At 62.3% G+C, this 17,842-nt stretch carries 15 protein-coding genes; 1 reads left to right on the forward strand and 14 read right to left on the reverse strand.

The features are described from left to right. Positions 1-136: 136 nt before the first annotated feature. The 5 genes from H3S97_RS01075 to H3S97_RS01095 form a co-directional block, all read right to left on the reverse strand. Entirely contained in the window at positions 137-985 is an 849-nt protein-coding gene (locus tag H3S97_RS01075) for an ABC transporter ATP-binding protein (protein ID WP_198219384.1), read from the reverse strand. Beyond that, positions 972-1,766 carry an ABC transporter ATP-binding protein gene (locus H3S97_RS01080; RefSeq protein WP_198219650.1) on the reverse strand — a complete coding sequence of 265 codons (795 nt, stop codon included), beginning with the start codon at positions 1,764-1,766 and terminating at the stop codon, positions 972-974. Before H3S97_RS01080 ends, H3S97_RS01075 begins: the two co-directional genes overlap by 14 nt. Then, the gene (locus H3S97_RS01085; RefSeq protein ID WP_232356243.1) at positions 1,766-2,725 is read right to left on the reverse strand and encodes an ABC transporter permease; all 960 of its coding nucleotides are present in this window, start codon (positions 2,723-2,725) and stop codon (positions 1,766-1,768) included. Before H3S97_RS01085 ends, H3S97_RS01080 begins: the two co-directional genes overlap by 1 nt. A 77-nt stretch (positions 2,726-2,802) precedes the next feature. Beyond that, positions 2,803-3,780, reverse strand: coding sequence for an ABC transporter permease (locus H3S97_RS01090; RefSeq protein WP_198219385.1), 978 nt, complete (start codon positions 3,778-3,780; stop codon positions 2,803-2,805). A gap of 2 nt (positions 3,781-3,782) precedes the next feature. Continuing rightward, positions 3,783-5,429 carry an ABC transporter substrate-binding protein gene (locus H3S97_RS01095; RefSeq protein WP_198219386.1) on the reverse strand — a complete coding sequence of 549 codons (1,647 nt, stop codon included), beginning with the start codon at positions 5,427-5,429 and terminating at the stop codon, positions 3,783-3,785. A gap of 145 nt (positions 5,430-5,574) precedes the next feature. On the opposite strand from H3S97_RS01095, the gene H3S97_RS01100 reads away from it, so the two are divergent. Then, on the forward strand, positions 5,575-6,372 hold the full coding sequence (locus tag H3S97_RS01100) for a type III pantothenate kinase (RefSeq protein ID WP_198187369.1): 798 nt from the start codon (positions 5,575-5,577) through the stop codon (positions 6,370-6,372). Here the strand turns inward: H3S97_RS01100 and H3S97_RS01105 are convergent. The 9 genes from H3S97_RS01105 to ftsX all read right to left on the reverse strand — a co-directional run bounded on the left by H3S97_RS01105 (position 6,329) and on the right by ftsX (position 17,412). Next, positions 6,329-8,431: a beta-galactosidase gene (locus tag H3S97_RS01105; RefSeq protein WP_198219387.1), complete on the reverse strand. Its 2,103-nt coding sequence runs from the start codon at positions 8,429-8,431 to the stop codon at positions 6,329-6,331. The genes H3S97_RS01100 and H3S97_RS01105 overlap by 44 nt on opposite strands. Positions 8,432-8,541: 110 nt before the next feature. Next, the gene (locus H3S97_RS01110; protein WP_198187371.1) at positions 8,542-9,294 is read right to left on the reverse strand and encodes a pseudouridine synthase; all 753 of its coding nucleotides are present in this window, start codon (positions 9,292-9,294) and stop codon (positions 8,542-8,544) included. 9 nt (positions 9,295-9,303) lie between these two features. Beyond that, positions 9,304-11,196, reverse strand: coding sequence for a glutamine--fructose-6-phosphate transaminase (isomerizing) (gene glmS / locus H3S97_RS01115; RefSeq protein WP_198177628.1), 1,893 nt, complete (start codon positions 11,194-11,196; stop codon positions 9,304-9,306). A gap of 87 nt (positions 11,197-11,283) precedes the next feature. Beyond that, on the reverse strand, positions 11,284-12,096 hold the full coding sequence (locus H3S97_RS01120; protein ID WP_198219388.1) for an amino acid ABC transporter ATP-binding protein: 813 nt from the start codon (positions 12,094-12,096) through the stop codon (positions 11,284-11,286). Positions 12,097-12,112: 16 nt separating this feature from the next. Continuing rightward, positions 12,113-13,087 carry an amino acid ABC transporter permease gene (locus H3S97_RS01125; RefSeq protein ID WP_198180262.1) on the reverse strand — a complete coding sequence of 325 codons (975 nt, stop codon included), beginning with the start codon at positions 13,085-13,087 and terminating at the stop codon, positions 12,113-12,115. A 106-nt stretch (positions 13,088-13,193) separates the two neighbouring features. Next, positions 13,194-14,132 carry an ABC transporter substrate-binding protein gene (locus H3S97_RS01130; RefSeq protein ID WP_198219389.1) on the reverse strand — a complete coding sequence of 313 codons (939 nt, stop codon included), beginning with the start codon at positions 14,130-14,132 and terminating at the stop codon, positions 13,194-13,196. A gap of 277 nt (positions 14,133-14,409) precedes the next feature. Then, the gene (gene smpB, locus H3S97_RS01135; RefSeq protein WP_198177406.1) at positions 14,410-14,886 is read right to left on the reverse strand and encodes an SsrA-binding protein SmpB; all 477 of its coding nucleotides are present in this window, start codon (positions 14,884-14,886) and stop codon (positions 14,410-14,412) included. A 92-nt stretch (positions 14,887-14,978) separates the two neighbouring features. After that, positions 14,979-16,403, reverse strand: coding sequence for a CHAP domain-containing protein (locus H3S97_RS01140; protein WP_198219390.1), 1,425 nt, complete (start codon positions 16,401-16,403; stop codon positions 14,979-14,981). A gap of 85 nt (positions 16,404-16,488) precedes the next feature. After that, the gene (gene ftsX, locus H3S97_RS01145) at positions 16,489-17,412 is read right to left on the reverse strand and encodes a permease-like cell division protein FtsX (protein ID WP_154312669.1); all 924 of its coding nucleotides are present in this window, start codon (positions 17,410-17,412) and stop codon (positions 16,489-16,491) included. Positions 17,413-17,842: the final 430 nt, after the last annotated feature.

Consider the following 17,842-nt stretch of genomic DNA (forward strand, 5'->3'; position numbering starts at 1 on the left):
GCAGTGGGCGAACGACCATGTGGTCGATCGTCTCCGAGCTTCACGATTCCCCGGTAGCCAATCCAGAAGGTCGTATCCTTGGATCACGGGCAGCTATCGATGACTGGTATTCCGATTGCCTGACAAAGACGGATACCTACAGGGTTGCAGCTGCCAGCAACTGCCGGGTATAGGACTGCCTGGGATGATTGAGGATGGCTTTCACCGGACCCTCCTCCACCACCTTCCCCTGGACGAGCACCATGACCCTGTCTGCTATGTTCTGGACCACGCCCAGATCATGGGAGATGATGATCATGGACATGCCACTTGACAAATCACTCCGCTGCCTGGACTGGGTCATGATGGATTGAAGGGTATGGAGGATCCCGACGCGTGCCGAGACATCGATGGCGCTCATGGGCTCATCGGCCAAGAGTATCCGGGGCTTGACGATCAGGGCCCGGGCTATGGCCGCCCGCTGAGCCTGGCCTCCAGACAGATCCGAGGGATAAGCCGTCATGATCCTGCACGGATCAAGCTGAACCTTTGACAAGACCTCGGCCACCCGCTCAGCAAGGTCTGTCCCACCCTGACGACGATGCCATAGGTGCCCGCTCCCCCTGCGTCTGGCAGCCAGAAGAGGCTCAGCGACTGACCGGCCAATGGTCCACCGGGGGTCGAGGGAGGCAAAGGGATTCTGAAAGACCAGAGCAGAGTCCCGGGCAAGCGCCTTGGCGGCCGGAGAACCGTGGAGAACCGGTCTGCCCTGATACATCACCTGTCCGCCATCAGGCCTCAACTGCCCTAGAAGCAGGCGGGAAAGCGTGGTCTTCCCTGAACCGGACTCCCCTATGATCGCCAGGCACTCCCCTGGCAGGAGGGAGACATCGATTCCGTCAACCGCGGCCTTTCGAGCCATGCCGCTTCCGGCGGGAGCATAGACCTTGGTCAGGCCCTTCCCGACCAGGATCGGGTCGACCTGTGCACCATCAGTCGTCCTCATGCTTGCCTCCATCCGCGCGCAGCGTCAATTCTCTGGCCGCCCTCACCAGGGTCCTGCCCTGTGGACTGGATGGGTCGCGCAGAATGCTCTGCGTCTGCCCGCTTTCCACCACTCGGCCCGCGTCAAGGATGTAGCAGTAATCAGCAACCCGGGCCAGGACGGAGAAGTCATGGGTGATGAACAGGAGGGAGGCCCCGCTCTGGTCGACCAGGGAGACCAGCAAGTCCACAATCTGCCGCTGGGTGATGGCATCCAGGGCTGTGGTGGGCTCGTCTGCCAGTATCAGTCTTGGCTTGGTGACGAGGGCCGTGGCTATAGCCGCCCGCTGTTGCTGACCCCCGGACAGCTCATGCGGATAGGAGCCAGCCAGATCCGCATCCAACCCGACCTGTTGCAATATCTCCATGACCCGTCTGCGCCTTTCCTGGGCGCTCAGGCGATAGTGGCGGCGAAGAGGGAGCTCCACCTGGCTGTAGACCTTTTTGACCGGGTTCAGGGCCGTGGAAGGATTCTGAAAGATCATGCCCATCCGGGAACCGCGCAGGTCCGCCAGGGACCGGTCATCGGAACCAAGAATCTGGAGCCCGTCCACCAGAATGGAGCCGGACAGGGAGGCCGTCAGTGGTGCGGTACCCAGAACGCTGCGGGCGATCATCGACTTTCCGGAGCCCGAGGAGCCGATCAGGCCGACCCGTTGACCGTCCGCCACCCTGAGGTTCACCCGGTCAAGAATGGTGCGACCACCGATGGACAGACCTAGGCCGTCAATAACCAGCGACATCATCGACCTCCTTCGCCTGTATGGATCGCATTCTCGACGTGATGACCGGAGTCATCCGATTGCGCAGAAGGTGTCTGGCGCTCAGACTGGAGAGCGGATCGTCCGGAGGCAGCCACGGCGACCCTGAACCTGGGGTTGGTGACCGGATCGATGGCATCACGCAAGGCATCACCGAACAGGTTCAGCGCCACCACAACCATGGTGACCACCAGGCCAGGCCAGAGCACGGTCAGCGGAAAGACGTTGATGAACTTGACCGAGGTGGTCAGCGAGTGCCCCCAGGAGGGCAGGCCGGATGGAACACCCACCCCCAGGTAGGTCAACCCTGCTTCAGCCAGAACGGAGGTCCCCGCCGACATGGAAAGCTGCACGCACAGGACCGGAATGATGTTGGGCACCAGATGGGTGCAGAAGATTCTGAAGGACCCGACCCCGCTGTGCCGGGCGGATTGCACGTAGTCCGACTCTGCCGCCAGGAGCGCCTGGGGCCTTACAATCCGGGCCAGGTTGAGTCCGTAGCCGAATCCGCAGGCCACGACGACCACGGCGATGCTGGGTCCCAGGGGGACGGCCAGAATCAGGGCCAGCAGAACCGTGGGCAGGGAAATCAGGGCATCTACCAGGACCACGACCGTCTGCGATACTCCAGAACTGCGCGAGACCATGGCCATGACCAGAAGAAGCCCCAATACGCCCGACAGGATGACCGCCAGAAGGCTGATGACCAGGTTGGTTGCCGACCCCGCCATCAGCCAGGAGAGGATGTCTGCTCCGGTACCATCCGTTCCCAGAAGGTGGGTGCGGCTGGGGGCCTGCCAGATCCGGTACCCGTCGGTGGTCCAGATAGGGACCGGGGTCCAGAACCTGGAGACCAGGGAGACCAGGATCCATATGGCCAGAACAATCAGCGAGTACCGCCCCGAGGCCTTGCACCACATGCTGACCAGCACCACCCGCATCCGCCCGAGGAATCCCAGTCGGCCGGGGAAGGCGGCCTTCAATCCCAAGCGAGGCCTGTCTGTATGCTCCCAGCTCATCAGTCAGCCACCTCCTGCCTGGCCACACCTCGAAAACGCGGATCGATCAGCCTATGGACAACGTCCACCAGCAGTCCCAGGAAGAGGAAGAAGGCCGCCAGAAGAAGCAGTTCGGACTGAACGGCCGGAAGATCCCGGTTGCCCACGTCAGTGACCAGCATGGAGCCAAGTCCCGGCAGGGCGAACAGGTTCTCGCTGACCATGACCCCGGTGACCATCTCGGCCATGGTCAGCCCAATCACCGAGACCAGCTGGGGGGAAGCCAGCCGCAGACCGATCCGCAGGGCGGCCTGGGTTCGCGTCATCCCGCAGGCCATGCCCATGTCCACATACCCCGAAGAAAGCATGTCGCCCAGCAGAGAGCGGGTGTACCGCATGATGCCAGCGCCCACGATGATTCCGGTGGACAGAGCGGGCAGAATCAAAGCTGCCAAGGCCTGCCCAGGCTGAGCCCAGCCGAGAGCAGGAAAGCCCTGGGAGGGCAGCAAACCAATCAGGCCGCTTCCCTTGGCGAAGAGCATGATCAGCAGCAGTCCTGACCAGAGGGCCGGTACTGATCCGCCCACGATGGCTGCCATGTGGCTGAAGGACTGCATCCGCGGCGAGCGCGCCAGGGCGGCTGCGCAACCCAGGGGGATGCCCAGCAGCAGGGCCATGCCCAGTCCCAAAAGAATCAGCGGGAAAGTGATCTGGGCCCGGATACCCACCTGGGAGGCGATGGAACGGTTGGTCAGAATGGACCTGCCCAGGTCCCCTTGCAGAAAGCCGCTGATCCAATCCAGATACTGCCGGGGATAGGAGCGGTCCAGGCCCATCTGCCGACGCAGCCGGTCGACCCGCTCAGGCGGGGCATCCAGCCCGGCCATGACGGCGGCCACATCCCCTGGCAGGATACGCAGGGCCAGGAAGATCAGCAGGGAGATGCCCATCAGTGCCAAGATGAAGAGCACCAGACGGCGCATCAGGAATCTGGCCATGGTCATCCTCGCCTGTAGATCAGGTCGGACAAGGGCATGAGGGACTGGTTCAGGTCGACCGGGAAGCCCTCCAGCCCCGTCCGCCAGGCCGTGGTCACCCGGTAGTTGAAGAGCCAGTCCGCCGCCGCATCGCTGCTGACAATCCGTGCGGCCTGGGCCAGGAGCCTGTCGGAGTCATCGGCGGAGGTCGTGGCCATGGCCTGCCTATAGAGCTCCTGGACCTGACGATTGTCATAGTTGTAGTAGTAGCCGGGGTTGGCCCACTGATGGAAGTCGTGGCTCTCGCCATGATCCACCAGAGACAGGTCGTAGTCCTTGTTGGCATGCACGTCCTGGAGCCAGACCGAGAACTCCACCACCCTGACATCCAGGTCGATGCCCACTTGACGCAGCTGCGAGCGCAACTGATCGCCCAACTCGCTGCCATAGGTATTGGCGTAGGTCAGCCGAAGCTTGAGCCGGTGCTCGGGACCGTACCCGGCCTGGGCCAGAAGCCTCCGTGCCTGCTCCGGATCGTGGGGGTAGAGCCCGGTCAGATCCCGATAGCCGGGATCCAGGGAGGGTATGGGCCCACCCAGGGCACTGTCCGATCCGCCCCGGGAGGCAATCAGCTGCCGATGGTCGATGGCATGGCGGATGGCCTTCCGCACCCGCGGGTCGGATGTGGCGGCGCCCTTGCCGTTCATGGCCAGGACGTACTTGTCGGTGTCATTGCCCGCCTTGACCTGGAAATTGGGACTGTTCCGGAAGGGGCTGGCCAGATTCTCAGTGACCGGAGCCAGGACCTGCACATCCCCGCTGCGCAGGGCGTTGACGGCAGCATTGTCGTCATTGAGGTAACGGATGACGATGGTTGGCGTCTTAGGCTTGTCGCTGCCCCAGTAATGCGGATCGGCCTTGAGCGTGACCGAGTCGTTTGGGCGGAAGCTTTCCAGCAGATATGGACCGGAACCCACGGCTTGGGTCTTCATGTCGTAATGGGCCCGCCGGTCAAAGACCAGGCCAGCCCGGCCGCTCAGCTGCCAGAGCAGGTCCTGGTAGGGCCTGGACAGCGTCAGACGCACCGTCAGCGGATCCGTGGCATCAACGCCCTGGAAACCCTCCAGCATCTCGCTACCCTGATAGTGGCCTGCCATAAGCCCGCGTATGGAGTCGACCACGTCCTGGGCCCGAAGAGCATGATTGTTGGAGAAACGGATGCCCTCATGCAGGTGGAAGGTGTAGACCAGCCCGTCCTCGGAGACATCCCAGGTCCTGGCCAGGCCCGGACGCACCCGGTTCCGGGAATCCCGTGACACCAGGCCCTGATAGACGTTGCCGATCAGAAGCTGATCCAGCGCCGTGCCCGACTGGTTGCGGATGTCCAAGTTGGTGGGAGCCAGCTTGAGCCCCACCGTGACCGTGTCCGCCAAGATTCCTCCCTCGGCCTGACCTACGGCTCCGCGATGCCCGGTCCACAGGGAGAGAGCCAAGGCCAGAGCCAGCAGGAGGCTGAGCAACTTCCAGGGCAGGGTGTTGCCACCCGACCTCATGGGCCTGATCCTGGCGTTGAGTTCGGGATCGGTGCTGGCTCCCGACTCCTGGGCCGCGTCTGTATCTGTTGCGGTCACGCTGCCGTGGGCATGCGTGCCGTGTCGATCTGCATTCATTGACAAATCCTTATGCTGCGGTTGACCGCCGTTCTGGTCGATCACCGCCCACCAGCATACTCCCCGAAGCCATCACCTGGGCTTATGCGCTTAGGATGGATTCGGAAAGCGCCACGCGCCCGGACGACGGCAGGGAGGAAAAGACATGCTGCTGGCCATCGACATCGGCAACACCAACATCGAGGTCGGATTCATGGAGGGCGACCGGGTCGCCGCCTCCTACAGACTGACCACAAGGATCGATCACACGGCCGATGAGTTCGGGCTTCTGTTGGGACAGCTCATGGCCCTGGCCGGCTACAGGACTGCGGATGTGCAGGATGCCATCATCTCCTCGGTGGCTCCTGCGGTCATGCACGCCTTGAGGTCCTGCTTGATCCGTTTCTTTTCCATCGACCCCATGGTGGTCGGCCCCGGCGTGAAGACAGGCATGAACATCCGATTGGACGACCCGCGCTCCCTGGGCGCCGACTGCTTGGCCGACTGCGTGGGCGCCTTCCACCGCTACGGAGGGCCGGTCCTGGTCATCGACTTCGGCACGGCCACCACCTTCAACTATGTGGATGCCAAGGGCGCCATACGCTCAGGCCTGATCGTGCCGGGCATCCGCTCAGGGGCCCAGGCCCTTGCCGGTCAGACCGCCCAGCTGCCCCAGGTGGAGATCACCCGTCCGCAGACCATCATGGCCACGGGCACCAGGACGGCCATGCAGGCCGGGCTCTACTACAACTTCCTCGGCGGCCTGGAGCGGATCATCCGCCAGTACCGCAGCGAGATAGGCCGGGACTTCCACGTAGTGGCCACGGGCGGCATGGGTCGTACCTTCTCAGAGGACACCGACCTGATCGAGGTCTACGACCCCGAGCTGATCTTCACCGGCATGTACAGGATTCACCAGCTCAATGCCGATGGCCGACCACACGCTGCACCAGCGCACCATTGACCTGCAGATCGGCCTGCTTGCCGTCCCCGGCGATGCTGGCCAGCGAACCCACCAGGACCTGGCCTTCCAGCTGAACCTGCACCGGATGCCTGGTCCGGTTGAACAGAAAGACGAAACGCGTTCGATCATCCTTGCAGACCCGCTCAACTCTCAATAGATCGGGGTCGCCCTGGGCCGACCTCATTTCGGCCACATCCAGGGCCTCCAACAGGGCAGGAAGGACCTTGGCCAGATCCCGGGCATCCAGACGGCAGCCCAGGTAGGCGGCCTTGCCATGACCCCAATCATGGACGGTCATGGCCGGCATGCCATCCATCCCTGTCCAGGGATCGGCCCGGTAGCCTGCCAGGACCTTGGTGTCCTTGTCCAGGTTGCCGATGACATCGGCCCAATCGTGTGCGGTGACCCCGTCGGTCAGGTCCAGATGGTCCTGCAGACCGGGCATGCCGGAAGCCATGGGTGCGAACTCCTCGACCGACAGCCCCAGCAGGTCCCGAAGCGGCCCCGGATACCCACCGGTCCAGACGCGGTCCTGCTCGTCGGCGATACCGCTGCCCCAGGTGACAATCAGCCGCCCTCCACTATGGACATACTTGTGCAACCGTTTGGAGAGATCAGTGTCAATCAGGTAGAGGGCTGGCAGGACCACCAACGGGTACTCCTCCCAGGCGGCCCTGACCGGCAGGACATCAGGCCGGATGGCGTTGTCCAGAAAGGCCCGGTACCAGACCGGCGGCTCCTGGCCATGTTCGACCCGGTCGCTGGGCGAGGACGCGTGGGAGCTGGCCCACTGGCTTGCGTAGTCGAGGATCAAGGCCACCGGCGCCTTGGCCAGCGAAGTGCCAGCCAAACCAGCCTGCGAGAGCCCCTGCAGGTCCCCACCCAGCTGACAGACATCGCGGAAGACAGCCGTGTCCTCGCCGGCATGGGGCAGCATGGCCGAGTGGAACTTTTCCGCGCCGGCCCGGGACTGCCTCCACTGGAAGTAGCAGATGGCATCAGCACCGAGTGCCAGGTGAGCCAGGGAGTCGCGCTCCAGTTGTCCAGGCTCCTTGCGGGGATTGACCGGCCGCCAGTTGACCGCCGATGTGGACTGCTCCATAAGCCACCAGGGACGTCGGCGGGCAATGGCGTCCACCAGGCTGGAGGAATAGGCCAGCTCCTCCAGATGATCCCTGCCTGGCGTCGCGTAGTGGTCATTGGCCACAAAGTCCACCTGGTTGCCCCAGTCGTCGTAGTCCAGGGTAAATCCGCCGGCGCTGACCATGAAGTTGGTGGTCAAGGGTATATCCGGGGTGATCTCAGCCAAAGTGTCACGCTCGGCCATGTAGAAATCCTTGAGGGCGTCGGAACTGAACCGCTCGAAGTCCAGCATGCGGCCCGGATTCTGGAAATTCCCCTGGCCGATGAAACGCGGGGGCAGAATCTGCGAGAAGTCGCTCAGCTTCTGTGACCAGAAATCCGTGCCCCAGGTGCGGTTGACGGCGTCGATGTCCTTGTAGCGGCGACGACACCAGCGTTGGAAGGCCCTCATGGCATCGTCGGAATAGTCGAAGCGATTGTGACAGCCATACTCATTGCCAACATGCCAGGCCACCAGATAGGGGTTGTCCCGGTAGTGCTCGGCCATGGCCCGGCAGAGCTTCAAGGCGTAGGAGCGGAAGATCGGCGAGGTGGGCCGCCAGTGCTGCCGGGCCCCGGGCCAGACCGTGTCGCCTCGCTCGTCCCTGAGCAGGATTTCGGGATGGGCCTGGGTCAGCCAGAGCGGCGGCGAAGCCGTGGCCGAGGCCAGGTTGACCCCGATGCCGGCACGACCAAGCTTGTCGATGATCCGGTCCAACCAATCGAAGTCGAAAACGCCCTCGCTGGGCTCAATACGCGACCAGGAGAAGACCGCCAGGGCCACCACATTGACCCCTGCCTTGGTCATCAGCCTGACATCCTCATCCCATGTATCCTCGGGCCACTGGTCGGGGTTGTAGTCGCATCCGTACCAGAGGGACTGCTGACCCTTGAGATGCTTGGGCCATCGATAGGCCCGCCTTGTCGGTTTGCTCATGGGTAGAACCTCCTGGTCCATCTCAACCCTCGGACGGGGATGCCTGCCGCGTCCACGTCGTCCCGCGGCTCCGGTATCCCCTGACCATTATGTCCCACCAGGCTGACTGTTCAGGCTTCTTCTTGAGAATCGAAGGGAACGGAGGAGGTGAAGATGCGTTTAACTCCGGTGAAGGGGTCGGTGAACTCCAGACGACGGGCCACCAATTGCAGTGGCCGGGAGAAGTCCTCGTAGGCCCGGGTCTGGATTCTGGGGTAAAGATCGTCGCCCACGATGGGCAGGCCCAGAGCGTTCATGTGCACACGAAGCTGATGGGTCTTGCCGGTCTGCGGATAGAGGGTGTAAATAGCCAGACATCCCCGGCCCGCCGTCAGCTCGACCCTGGTGACGGCATTGACCGGTCCACGCTCCTCCCAGGCCTGGAGAATCCCTCGGCGTTTGATCACCCTGGAGCGGCGCTCCAGCGGGAAGACCCGAGGCGGATCCAGGCGTCGCACAATGCCGGTCCGCGGGCGAACCATGGGTCGCACCGGCGCCAGGCACTGGTAGACCTTGCGCACGCGATGCTCCTGGAAAAGCATCTGGTAGGCCCGCCTGGCAGCCGGATCTCGCACCAGGACCAGCACGCCCGCAGTGGCCCTGTCGAGCCTGTGGGCGGGTATGATGTCGGGCTCCCCATACAGCTGGCGCATTCGAATCAGTACGGTGCCCGCGTACCACATCCCCCTCGGCATGGTAGCCAGAAAGTGGGGCTTGTCAACCACAATGATGCGACGGTCCTCGTAGATGACTCTGGGTTCGAAGGGAATCAAGGGCTCATCCAGAACGATCCGATGCCCCCGCTGCTCGGACCCGACGACCATGGACAGCCTCTATTCCACAGTGACCGACTTGGCCAGGTTGCGGGGCTTGTCCACGTCCAGACCCTTGAGCCTGGCCATGTCCAGGGCGAACAACTGCAGGGGGACCACATCCACCAGAGGGCTGAGCAGGGTCGGGCAGGGCGGCCGCCAAAAGACCACATCAGCATAGCGGTCGGCATCCGGATCGCCCTCCTCAGCCACGACGATGGTGAAGGCCCCGCGGGCCTTGACCTCCTCGATGGCCGAGATGACCTTGTCGTGCAGCACATTACGGCCCCGGGCGCTGGGGACGATGACCACCACGGGCTCACCCGGCTCCACCAGGGCGATGGGCCCGTGCTTGAGCTCGCCGGCGGCGAACCCCTCGGTGAAGATGTAGGCGATCTCCTTGAGCTTGAGCGCCCCCTCCAGTGCCACCGGATAGCCCACATGCCGCCCCAGGAAGAGGAAGGAGCGGGCCTTGGACATGCGCTGAGCCGTCTGGCTGATGACCTCGGCCTGGCTGTCCAGCACCTTTTGGATCTTGGCAGGCATGGCCTTGAGGTTGTCGATGGTCTGGTGGATCTCGTCCCGGTACATGGTTCCCTTGACCTGGGCCAGGTAGAGCCCCAGCAGGTAGGCCGCCACAATCTGGGCCAGGAAGGCCTTGGTGGAGGCCACAGCCACCTCGGGGCCGGCGTGCGTGTAGAGCACGGCATCGGACTCCCTGGGGATGGTCGACCCCTGGGTGTTGCAGATGGCCAGAACCCGTGAACCCTGTTCGCGCGCATGCCGAAGCGCCATCAGCGTGTCCATGGTCTCCCCGGACTGGGAGATGGCCACGACCAGGGTGCGCGGGGTCAGAATGGGATCACGGTAGCGGAACTCGTGGGCCAGCTCGACCTCCACCGGGATGCGAACCCAATGCTCGATGGCGTACTTGGCCACCAACCCTGCGTAGGAGGCCGTTCCGCAGGCCACGACAATGATCTTGTCGATCTGGCGGAAGACCTCCTCATCGATGTGGACCTCATCCAGATCCAGGTCGCCCGACTCGTCGTACCGGCCCAGCAGGGTGTTGGAGACCGCCGCGGGGTCCTCGTGGATCTCCTTGTCCATGAAGGAGTCCCATCCGCCCTTTTCGGCAGCCGAAGCATCCCAATCAATGGTGTAGCGGCGGGGATGCTCCACAGGATGCCCCTGGAAGTCGGTGACCAGGACCTGGTCCGCGCTGATGCAGACAGCCTGGTCCTGCCCCAGCTCCATGGCCTGACGGGTATAGGCCACGAAGGCCGCTACATCGGATCCCAGGTAGTTCTCCCCGTCCCCCAGGCCGACCACCAGCGGTGAATCGTGTCGGATGCCCACCACCAGATCGGGCTGCCTTGAGTCCACGGCCAGGATGGTGAAAGCTCCTTTGAGCATGCGGGCCAGCCGCCTGATGGCTTCGAAGATGTCGGGCTGGCCGGTGGCATCGATAATCTCCTGGGCGATCTTGCCCAAAAGCTTGGCGGCCACCTCGGTGTCCGTGGAGGATACGAAGGTGTACCCCTCGGCCTCCAGGTCCAACCGCAGCCTGGAGGCGTTCTCGATGATCCCGTTGTGGATCAGCGCGACCTTGCCGTCACGGCTGATGTGGGGATGGGCGTTGACGTCAGTGGGTTCGCCATTGGTGGCCCAACGTGTGTGGCCGATACCCACCGTGGCCTCGGGCATGGGCTTGGCCTTCAAATCTGCAATCAGGTTGCCCAGGCGCCCGGCCTTCTTGCGCACGGCCACCCGCGCCATCCCAGGGGCAGCCAGGGCCACTCCGGCCGAGTCATAACCCCGGTACTCCAAGCGTTCCAGACCCTTGAGGCAGACCTCCAGGGGCCTGCCGCAGGCCGTCCGTACCGATCCCGCATAACCGACGATTCCGCACATGGGCCCCAGTTTAGCCATGGGAATTCCGCCGCTGCCCGTCCGAAAGGCTTCTTGCCGGAATTTCTACAACCTGAACCCTGCCTGCTTCTAGAGCACGGTATGCAGGAATTCAGCGAACCTCTCGGTATGAGGATGGTCGATGATGTCAGGGCCTCCCTGTTCCACCACGACGCCCTGGTCCATGAAGACGATCTGCTCGGCCACCTCGCGGGCGAAGCCCATCTCATGGGTGACCACCACCATGGTCATGCCCTGTTGAGCCACCTGCCGCATGACCCCCAGGACCTCCCCCACCAGCTCCGGATCCAGGGCCGAGGTGGGCTCGTCGAAGAGCATGATGTCGGGGTGCATGGCCAGTGCTCGCGCGATGGCCACACGCTGCTGCTGGCCGCCGGAGAGCTGGGCGGGATAGTAATCCATCCTGTCCTCCAGCCCCACACGTTCCAGCTGGGCCTGTGCCTCCTTGCGGGCATCGGTCTTGGGAACCCGTCCCACATGGACCGGCGCCTCCATGACGTTCTCCAAGGCGGTCATATGAGGAAAGAGGTTGAAACGCTGGAAGACCATCCCGATCTTGGAGCGCTGCCTGGCAACGGCCTTGTCATCCAGGGTCTGCAGCACAAAGCCCTTGCCGGTATCGAGCTTCCGGTATCCGGTCAGCTCGCCGTCCACATAAATCTCGCCGGCTGTGCGGGTCTCCAGCTGGTTGATCAGCCGCAACAGCGTTGACTTGCCTGAACCGGAAGGTCCCAGGACTGCCGTTACCGTGCCGGGCATGACTTCCAGGTTGATTCCCCGCAGCACATGCTGGTCGCCGAATACCTTGTGCACATTCCTGATGACGATGGCCGGATCCTTGCCGCCTTGACCGTCCTTCTTGATCTGCCTGTCCTCGTCCATGATTCTCCTCCTGCGCTCAGGCGTTCAGCCCGGCCATCATGACCTTGTTGACCTTGTCAGTCTCCTGACGGGTCTGCGGGTCCTCGCCATCCTTGCCGTCCTTGGTCCCCGACCCGGCCAGGGGCCGCGAGTCGAAGCCCTTGCCATAGTGCTTTTCCAGCTGGGCCTGGATGACCATGAGAACGGAGGTGATGACCAGGTACCAGATGCAGGCCACAATCAGCAGCGGGATGGTCTTGTAGATGCGGTTGGCGATGGCGTTGGTGGCGAACTGAAGTTCCAGGGTGAAGGGCACGGCAAGAGCCAGGGATGTGGTCTTGAGCATGCCGATGGTCTCATTGCCGGTGGGCGGCACGATGATGCGCATGGCCTGAGGCAGGACGATCCGCCGCATGATCATGGACGGCGGCATGCCCAGTGCCTTGGCTGCCTCCTCCTGGCCGGGGTCCACAGCCTCGATGCCGGCACGCACGATTTCGGAAAGATAGGCGGCCTCGTTGAGTCCCAGGCCCAGCACCGTGGCCACGGTGGCGTTCAGCACGGTCTTGGTATCGATGCTCCAGAATTCGGGACCGAAGGGGATCCCGATGGCCAGCTTGGGAATCAGCACGGAAAGCAGGCCCCAGAAGACCAGCTGGGTATATACAGGAGTACCGCGGAAGAACCAGATGAAGAACCAGCTGACCCAGCGCAGGACCGGATTGGACGATTTGCGCATGACCGCCAGGATGATGGCCAGGATTGTGGCCAGGACCATGGCGTAGACGGTCAGCAGAAGGGTCCACTTGATGCCGTCCAGGACGTGCTCGTTGAAGAGGTACTTCCAGACCGTGGGCCAATCGAAGTTGGGATTGGTCACCATGCCGTGGATCAGCATGGCCACGAAGATGGCCACGATGACGGCAGCAACGATCGGCCCCGGCTTGCGCACCGGCCTGGCATGTATTCTGCCGGGGATCTGAATCTGGTCCGTCCCCTTCTTGGTATGCATCTCCTGCTTCCTTCCGCACTGCTGTACTTGTTGAGGCCTGATCTACTGCCTAACCACCTGCTGAGGCGCGGGTCGCCCGATATGACGACCCGCGCCTGGCCTTGCCTCAGTCAGAGACCGCAGGGTTGATCTCGGCCTTTTCGATCGCACCGCTCTGGACGCCCCAGTTCTTGAGAATCTTGGCGTAGACGCCGTCGTCAATCAACTTCTGAAGAGCCGCCTGGGTGGCTTCGGCCATGCCGCTGCCCTTCTTCAGAGCGGCACCTTGCAGGACGATATCGGTATCCTTGCCCAGCTTCTCCAGCTGTCCATCGGTCTGCTTGATGGCATACCCGGTCACCTGGGAATCGGCGTAGAAGACGTCGATCTTGCCATTGACCACTGCCGTGGCGGCATCGGTCTGCTGCTTGTATGACTGCACATCCACCGGCTTCTTGCCCTTGGCCTTGCAGTCGGCCGAGATCTTGTCGGCTGCCTGCTGCTCTTCGATGGTCCCGGTCTGCACGCCGACCTTGACGCCGCAGATGTCGTCAGGATTGATCTTGGAGGGGTTCCCCTTCTTGACGGCAAAGGCCGTGCCCGCCTTGAAGGTGGTGACGAAGTCGACCGACTGCATCCGCTCCTTGGTGATGGTGAAGCTGGAGATGCCCGCGTCATACTTGCTGCCGATGGCCGGGATGATGGTATCGAAGGAGGCGCTGACCATCTCCCCCTCGAGCCCCATGACCTTGGCAATGGCGTTCGACAGGTCCACGTCATAGCCGATGGGGGTCTTTCCATCCTCATTCATGAACTCGCCAGGCGCATATGAGGTCTCCATACCCACGGTCAGCTTGCCGTCCTTGGAAACCGACTCGGGCACCTTGGCCGCAATGGCCGGATCCTTCTTGATGCCACTGACGTCAAAAGCCGCTGGATGGGAGCTGGTGGTGGCCTTGCCCGACGCACTGCTGGTGTCCGCCTCGTCAGTGGTTCCGCAGGCTCCGATGGAGGCCAGCAGGGTGATACTCAGAGCCGCCGCCAACACCGCCTTGATCTTGCCCATGTCTTCTCCTCTTCCGGACCGCCCCGAAGCGACCCCTCATTGCTCTTGAGTGACATGCACTATTATGCACACATTTGTATTTTTATGCATACAGATGAAGGTTAACTAGTTATTGCAGACCGCTTACCCTGGTGTTTTTGGCTCTATAGCAGGCCAAAGGCGCTATTCGACACTGTCGATCGCCATCAGCCCCGGGCGTGTCGAGCCTGCATAGCGCAGGCAGACTTAAACGGGCGACTGTCGGTTTGTTGAGGAATTGGAAAATTGATCTGTGAACTCAGCCGCGCCTGTTGCGGTAGCGCATGGCCCTTTGGGCCTCGCGGCGATCCTGCTCCTCCCGAAGAGACTGGCGCTTGTCATACTCGCGCTTTCCTCGGGCCACAGCGATCTCGACCTTGACCTTGCCGTCCTTGAAATACAGACTCAAAGGAACGATGGTATAGCCCTTGGCCTGAATCTGCCGCTCCAAGCGAACAATCTGCCGGGCGTGGAGGAGCAGCTTGCGCTTGCGCTTGGGTGCGTGGTTGTTCCAGGTGCCATTGAGGTACTCGGGGATGTTGGCGTTTTCCAGCCAGACCTCGTGCCGCCTGTCAATGCTGACGAACGACTCGGCCAAGGAGGCACGCCCCTCGCGCAGAGACTTGACCTCGGTCCCGGTCAACGCGATGCCGGCCTCATACCGATCCTCAATCTGATAGTCATGACGGGCCCTGCGGTTCTGGGCGATCATCGACGTGCCGGTTTCCTTAGCCATAATATCCTCCTCCTGATCGCGCCAAGGAGGCTACCTGGCACTCCGGACAGCGATAATACCGTTCCAAGCGACGGACCTGGCCCGCAGCGGCATCAGTAATGAACGTATTGGTAGTTGCCTGCCCCATAGACCGTTTCATAGGTAGGGAAGGATGCGAAGCCGGTGCCCCCTTCGGAGATGAGCACCGATCCATCCGAATTGACCCGCTCGACCACAGCCACGTGGCCATAGGTCCAGTTGGCGTTCCAACGAGTGACCCGCTGGCCACGGGCGAATACCATGGCAGCACCGACATGGGGGGTGTTGTTGACCAGATAACCCAGACCACGTGCCGTATTGGCCCAATCAGCCCCATTGCCCATATAGGAACCCACAGGCAGAGCCAGCTGCGAGCGACGGATGTAGGCCCAGAGCGTGCATTGACGAGCGGGGTAGGCGTTACCTCCAACCCTGCTGTCGTAGCCAGTGCTATGGCCATAGCAGAATCCGGAACCTGAGGGACAACTGCCCGGCACTGCGTAATTCATGCCGGAGGCGCCGCCACCGTTGCCTCTGCCGCTATTGCCACCGCCGCCATTGTTTCTGGGCGGATTAGGCCGTGAATTCTGTGCTGGACGGGATCCGCCGCCATTGCTGATCTGCTGGGCTCCTCCGGCATGCGGGTCGGCGCTGCCGCCCGGATTGCCGGTGTTCAGAGAGTCGATCATGGATTCGGTGGCCACGATATCTGCGGCTTCACGAGCCGACTGTGTGGTCAGGGCAGCCTTTTGGCTTTCCAGCTGCTTGCGGGCTGCGGTCCCCTGGTCACGCAGGGCCTGCAGGTGGTCCTGCTTGGCCTGGGCCGCCGCTACAGCCTGCTGGGCTACCGCCTGCTGTTGATCGGCCTTGGCCTTCAGCGTGCTGATCTGCTCCTCGATAGCATCCAGACGCTGCTTCCGGTTCATGGAGGAGTTGAGGGTGTTGGCCGCATCATTGGCCGTATTGGCTTCGGACCTGGTCACAGCCGCATCGGACTGCATCTTGTCTACAAAGTCCTGGGTGCTTGAGGACTTGGTCACCACATCCATGATCTGAGAAGTCTCGGACCCGTGGAAACTCTTTCTGGCCATCTGAGCCACGCCAGCCTTGGCATCGTCATAATCGAGGCCGGTCTGACGTATCTTGGCCTCCAGATCTGCGCGATCCTTGCGGGCCGCCTCCAGGCGATCGTTGGTGGCCTGGACCAGGCTGTCGGCCTGCTCGGCCTTCTGCTGGGCATCGATGGCACTCTGCTGCGCAGCCGGAATCTGATTGGAGGTCAGATCATCGAGACTTAGTATCTGGTTGGCAAGTTGGGCGCTGACACCAGCCAGCTTGCTCTTCAGGGCCGCGTGGTTCTGGACTTTCTGCTGGTAGCTGCTCCAGTCGGCACGCGCCGGTTCAGGCGCTACGGACAGTCCGAGGATTCCGCCGCCCAGCATCATGGCCAACGATCCGACGAGGCCGCAGATAGCCTCCCACCGTTTGGTACGATTCATGGTCAAGTCCCTCACTATCACTATCCATGCTAGTCATCATTATGACAGAGATTGCGCCCCAAATCGATTGGCCGGTCGCCACAAATCAGGTCCGCAAATACCGTCGCAGGGAGATGGAGGAGGCCAGCGCGGACAAGAGCATGGCCCCCAGAATCAAGGCTGGGGCTATGAGCAGGACCGTGGACTGGTCCACGTAGGGCATCCATTGGACCGTGCGAGCCAGCCAGTCGGTAATGAAGAGCTTGACGATGGCGCTCAGGGCTCCGACAGCCAGAAGCGAACCCAGCAGGGAGGCCACCACGCCCTCCAGGATGAAGGGCAGCCGGATGGTCCAGTTGGAGGCTCCCACCAGTCTCATGATCTCCGTCTCGTTCCGACGTGCGGCAGCGCTCATTCTTATGGTGGTGCCGGTCAGCAGAATGGCTACAATCACCATGACCACGGCCAGGACCAAGGTAACCGCCGTGGCCCTGTTGAGGATTTTGAAGACCGGATCGAATATCTGACGCTGGTCGGAGACCTCCTCCACCCCATCGCGTCCGGACAGCACCTCGGAAACCACCTGGTACTTGGTCGGGTCCTTGAGCTTGAGCCGCAGGGAGCCCTGCATGTCCGCCGCGGTCATGGTCCTTCCCTCGTAGGTACCGTCAGGGTACTGCTTGAGGAAGGTGTTCTTGAAGAAGTCCTCACGGCTCTGATAGGTGATCTTGGCCACGGAGTCGCTCAGCTCGGTATTGATGGTGTTCTCCAGCTTGACGATCTCGTCATTGGTGGGCGCCTTGCCGGTCGCACACGAGGCCGCCTGGCTGGTGCCGTCCGGGCAGAGCCAGACCACCACCTCCACCTGGTCGTACCAGTCTCCCTTGGCCTTGCTGATCTGAGCCTGCATAAGGCCCGAGGCGCCTATGAAGAGAAAGGAGATGAAGGTGACCAGCATGACCGAGAGGATCATGGACCCATTGCGGCGCAGGTTGTCCCAGGTGCTGGAAAGGATGAACCGCAGTCTCATCGTGCTGCCTTCTTCTTGTCATCATGCTCATCCCGAGCCTGTGCGTCGTTCTCTCCATGGGACTTCCTGGCCGCCTTGGGGATTTCAGGCGGAGCAGGAGGAGCCGGCGGGGCTCCCATGGGCTCAGCATCATGATGATTTTCGCTCATTGATACCTTTTTATCGGCCCTGGCCTTGTTGGAGGACTGTTTTGAGGGTTTGGGGACGCCCTGCTTCTTCCGGCCTGCAGTCTGATCTGATTTGCCGGTCGGCTCTGCCGGGCTGGAGCCATCGGACTCCGAAGACTGATCGGGCCTCTTGAACCGTTGTTCAGAATCAGAGGATTTGGCTGAAGAGCTCTTCAAGTGTGGACGTTCCTCGGTCTTTTCATTCTTCTGAGGCTGGCCATCACTGTCTCGTTTATCCCCCTGGCCACGGTCAATGCCTTGTT

The organism is Bifidobacterium choladohabitans (assembly GCF_016102005.1).
Taxonomy (GTDB): Bacteria; Actinomycetota; Actinomycetes; order Actinomycetales; family Bifidobacteriaceae; genus Bombiscardovia; species Bombiscardovia choladohabitans.

Bases quoted from the DNA above. Each gene is read 5' to 3' on its own strand.
- H3S97_RS01075 (WP_198219384.1), bottom strand. From the start codon at position 985: ATGAGGACGACTGATGGTGCACAGGTCGACCCGATCCTGGTCGGGAAG.
- H3S97_RS01080 (WP_198219650.1), bottom strand. From the start codon at position 1,766: ATGTCGCTGGTTATTGACGGCCTAGGTCTGTCCATCGGTGGTCGCACC.
- H3S97_RS01085 (WP_232356243.1), bottom strand. From the start codon at position 2,725: ATGCGGGTGGTGCTGGTCAGCATGTGGTGCAAGGCCTCGGGGCGGTAC.
- H3S97_RS01090 (WP_198219385.1), bottom strand. From the start codon at position 3,780: ATGGCCAGATTCCTGATGCGCCGTCTGGTGCTCTTCATCTTGGCACTG.
- H3S97_RS01095 (WP_198219386.1), bottom strand. From the start codon at position 5,429: ATGAATGCAGATCGACACGGCACGCATGCCCACGGCAGCGTGACCGCA.
- H3S97_RS01100 (WP_198187369.1), top strand. From the start codon at position 5,575: ATGCTGCTGGCCATCGACATCGGCAACACCAACATCGAGGTCGGATTC.
- H3S97_RS01105 (WP_198219387.1), bottom strand. From the start codon at position 8,431: ATGAGCAAACCGACAAGGCGGGCCTATCGATGGCCCAAGCATCTCAAG.
- H3S97_RS01110 (WP_198187371.1), bottom strand. From the start codon at position 9,294: ATGGTCGTCGGGTCCGAGCAGCGGGGGCATCGGATCGTTCTGGATGAG.
- glmS (WP_198177628.1), bottom strand. From the start codon at position 11,196: ATGTGCGGAATCGTCGGTTATGCGGGATCGGTACGGACGGCCTGCGGC.
- H3S97_RS01120 (WP_198219388.1), bottom strand. From the start codon at position 12,096: ATGGACGAGGACAGGCAGATCAAGAAGGACGGTCAAGGCGGCAAGGAT.
- H3S97_RS01125 (WP_198180262.1), bottom strand. From the start codon at position 13,087: ATGCATACCAAGAAGGGGACGGACCAGATTCAGATCCCCGGCAGAATA.
- H3S97_RS01130 (WP_198219389.1), bottom strand. From the start codon at position 14,132: ATGGGCAAGATCAAGGCGGTGTTGGCGGCGGCTCTGAGTATCACCCTG.
- smpB (WP_198177406.1), bottom strand. From the start codon at position 14,886: ATGGCTAAGGAAACCGGCACGTCGATGATCGCCCAGAACCGCAGGGCC.
- H3S97_RS01140 (WP_198219390.1), bottom strand. From the start codon at position 16,403: ATGAATCGTACCAAACGGTGGGAGGCTATCTGCGGCCTCGTCGGATCG.
- ftsX (WP_154312669.1), bottom strand. From the start codon at position 17,412: ATGAGACTGCGGTTCATCCTTTCCAGCACCTGGGACAACCTGCGCCGC.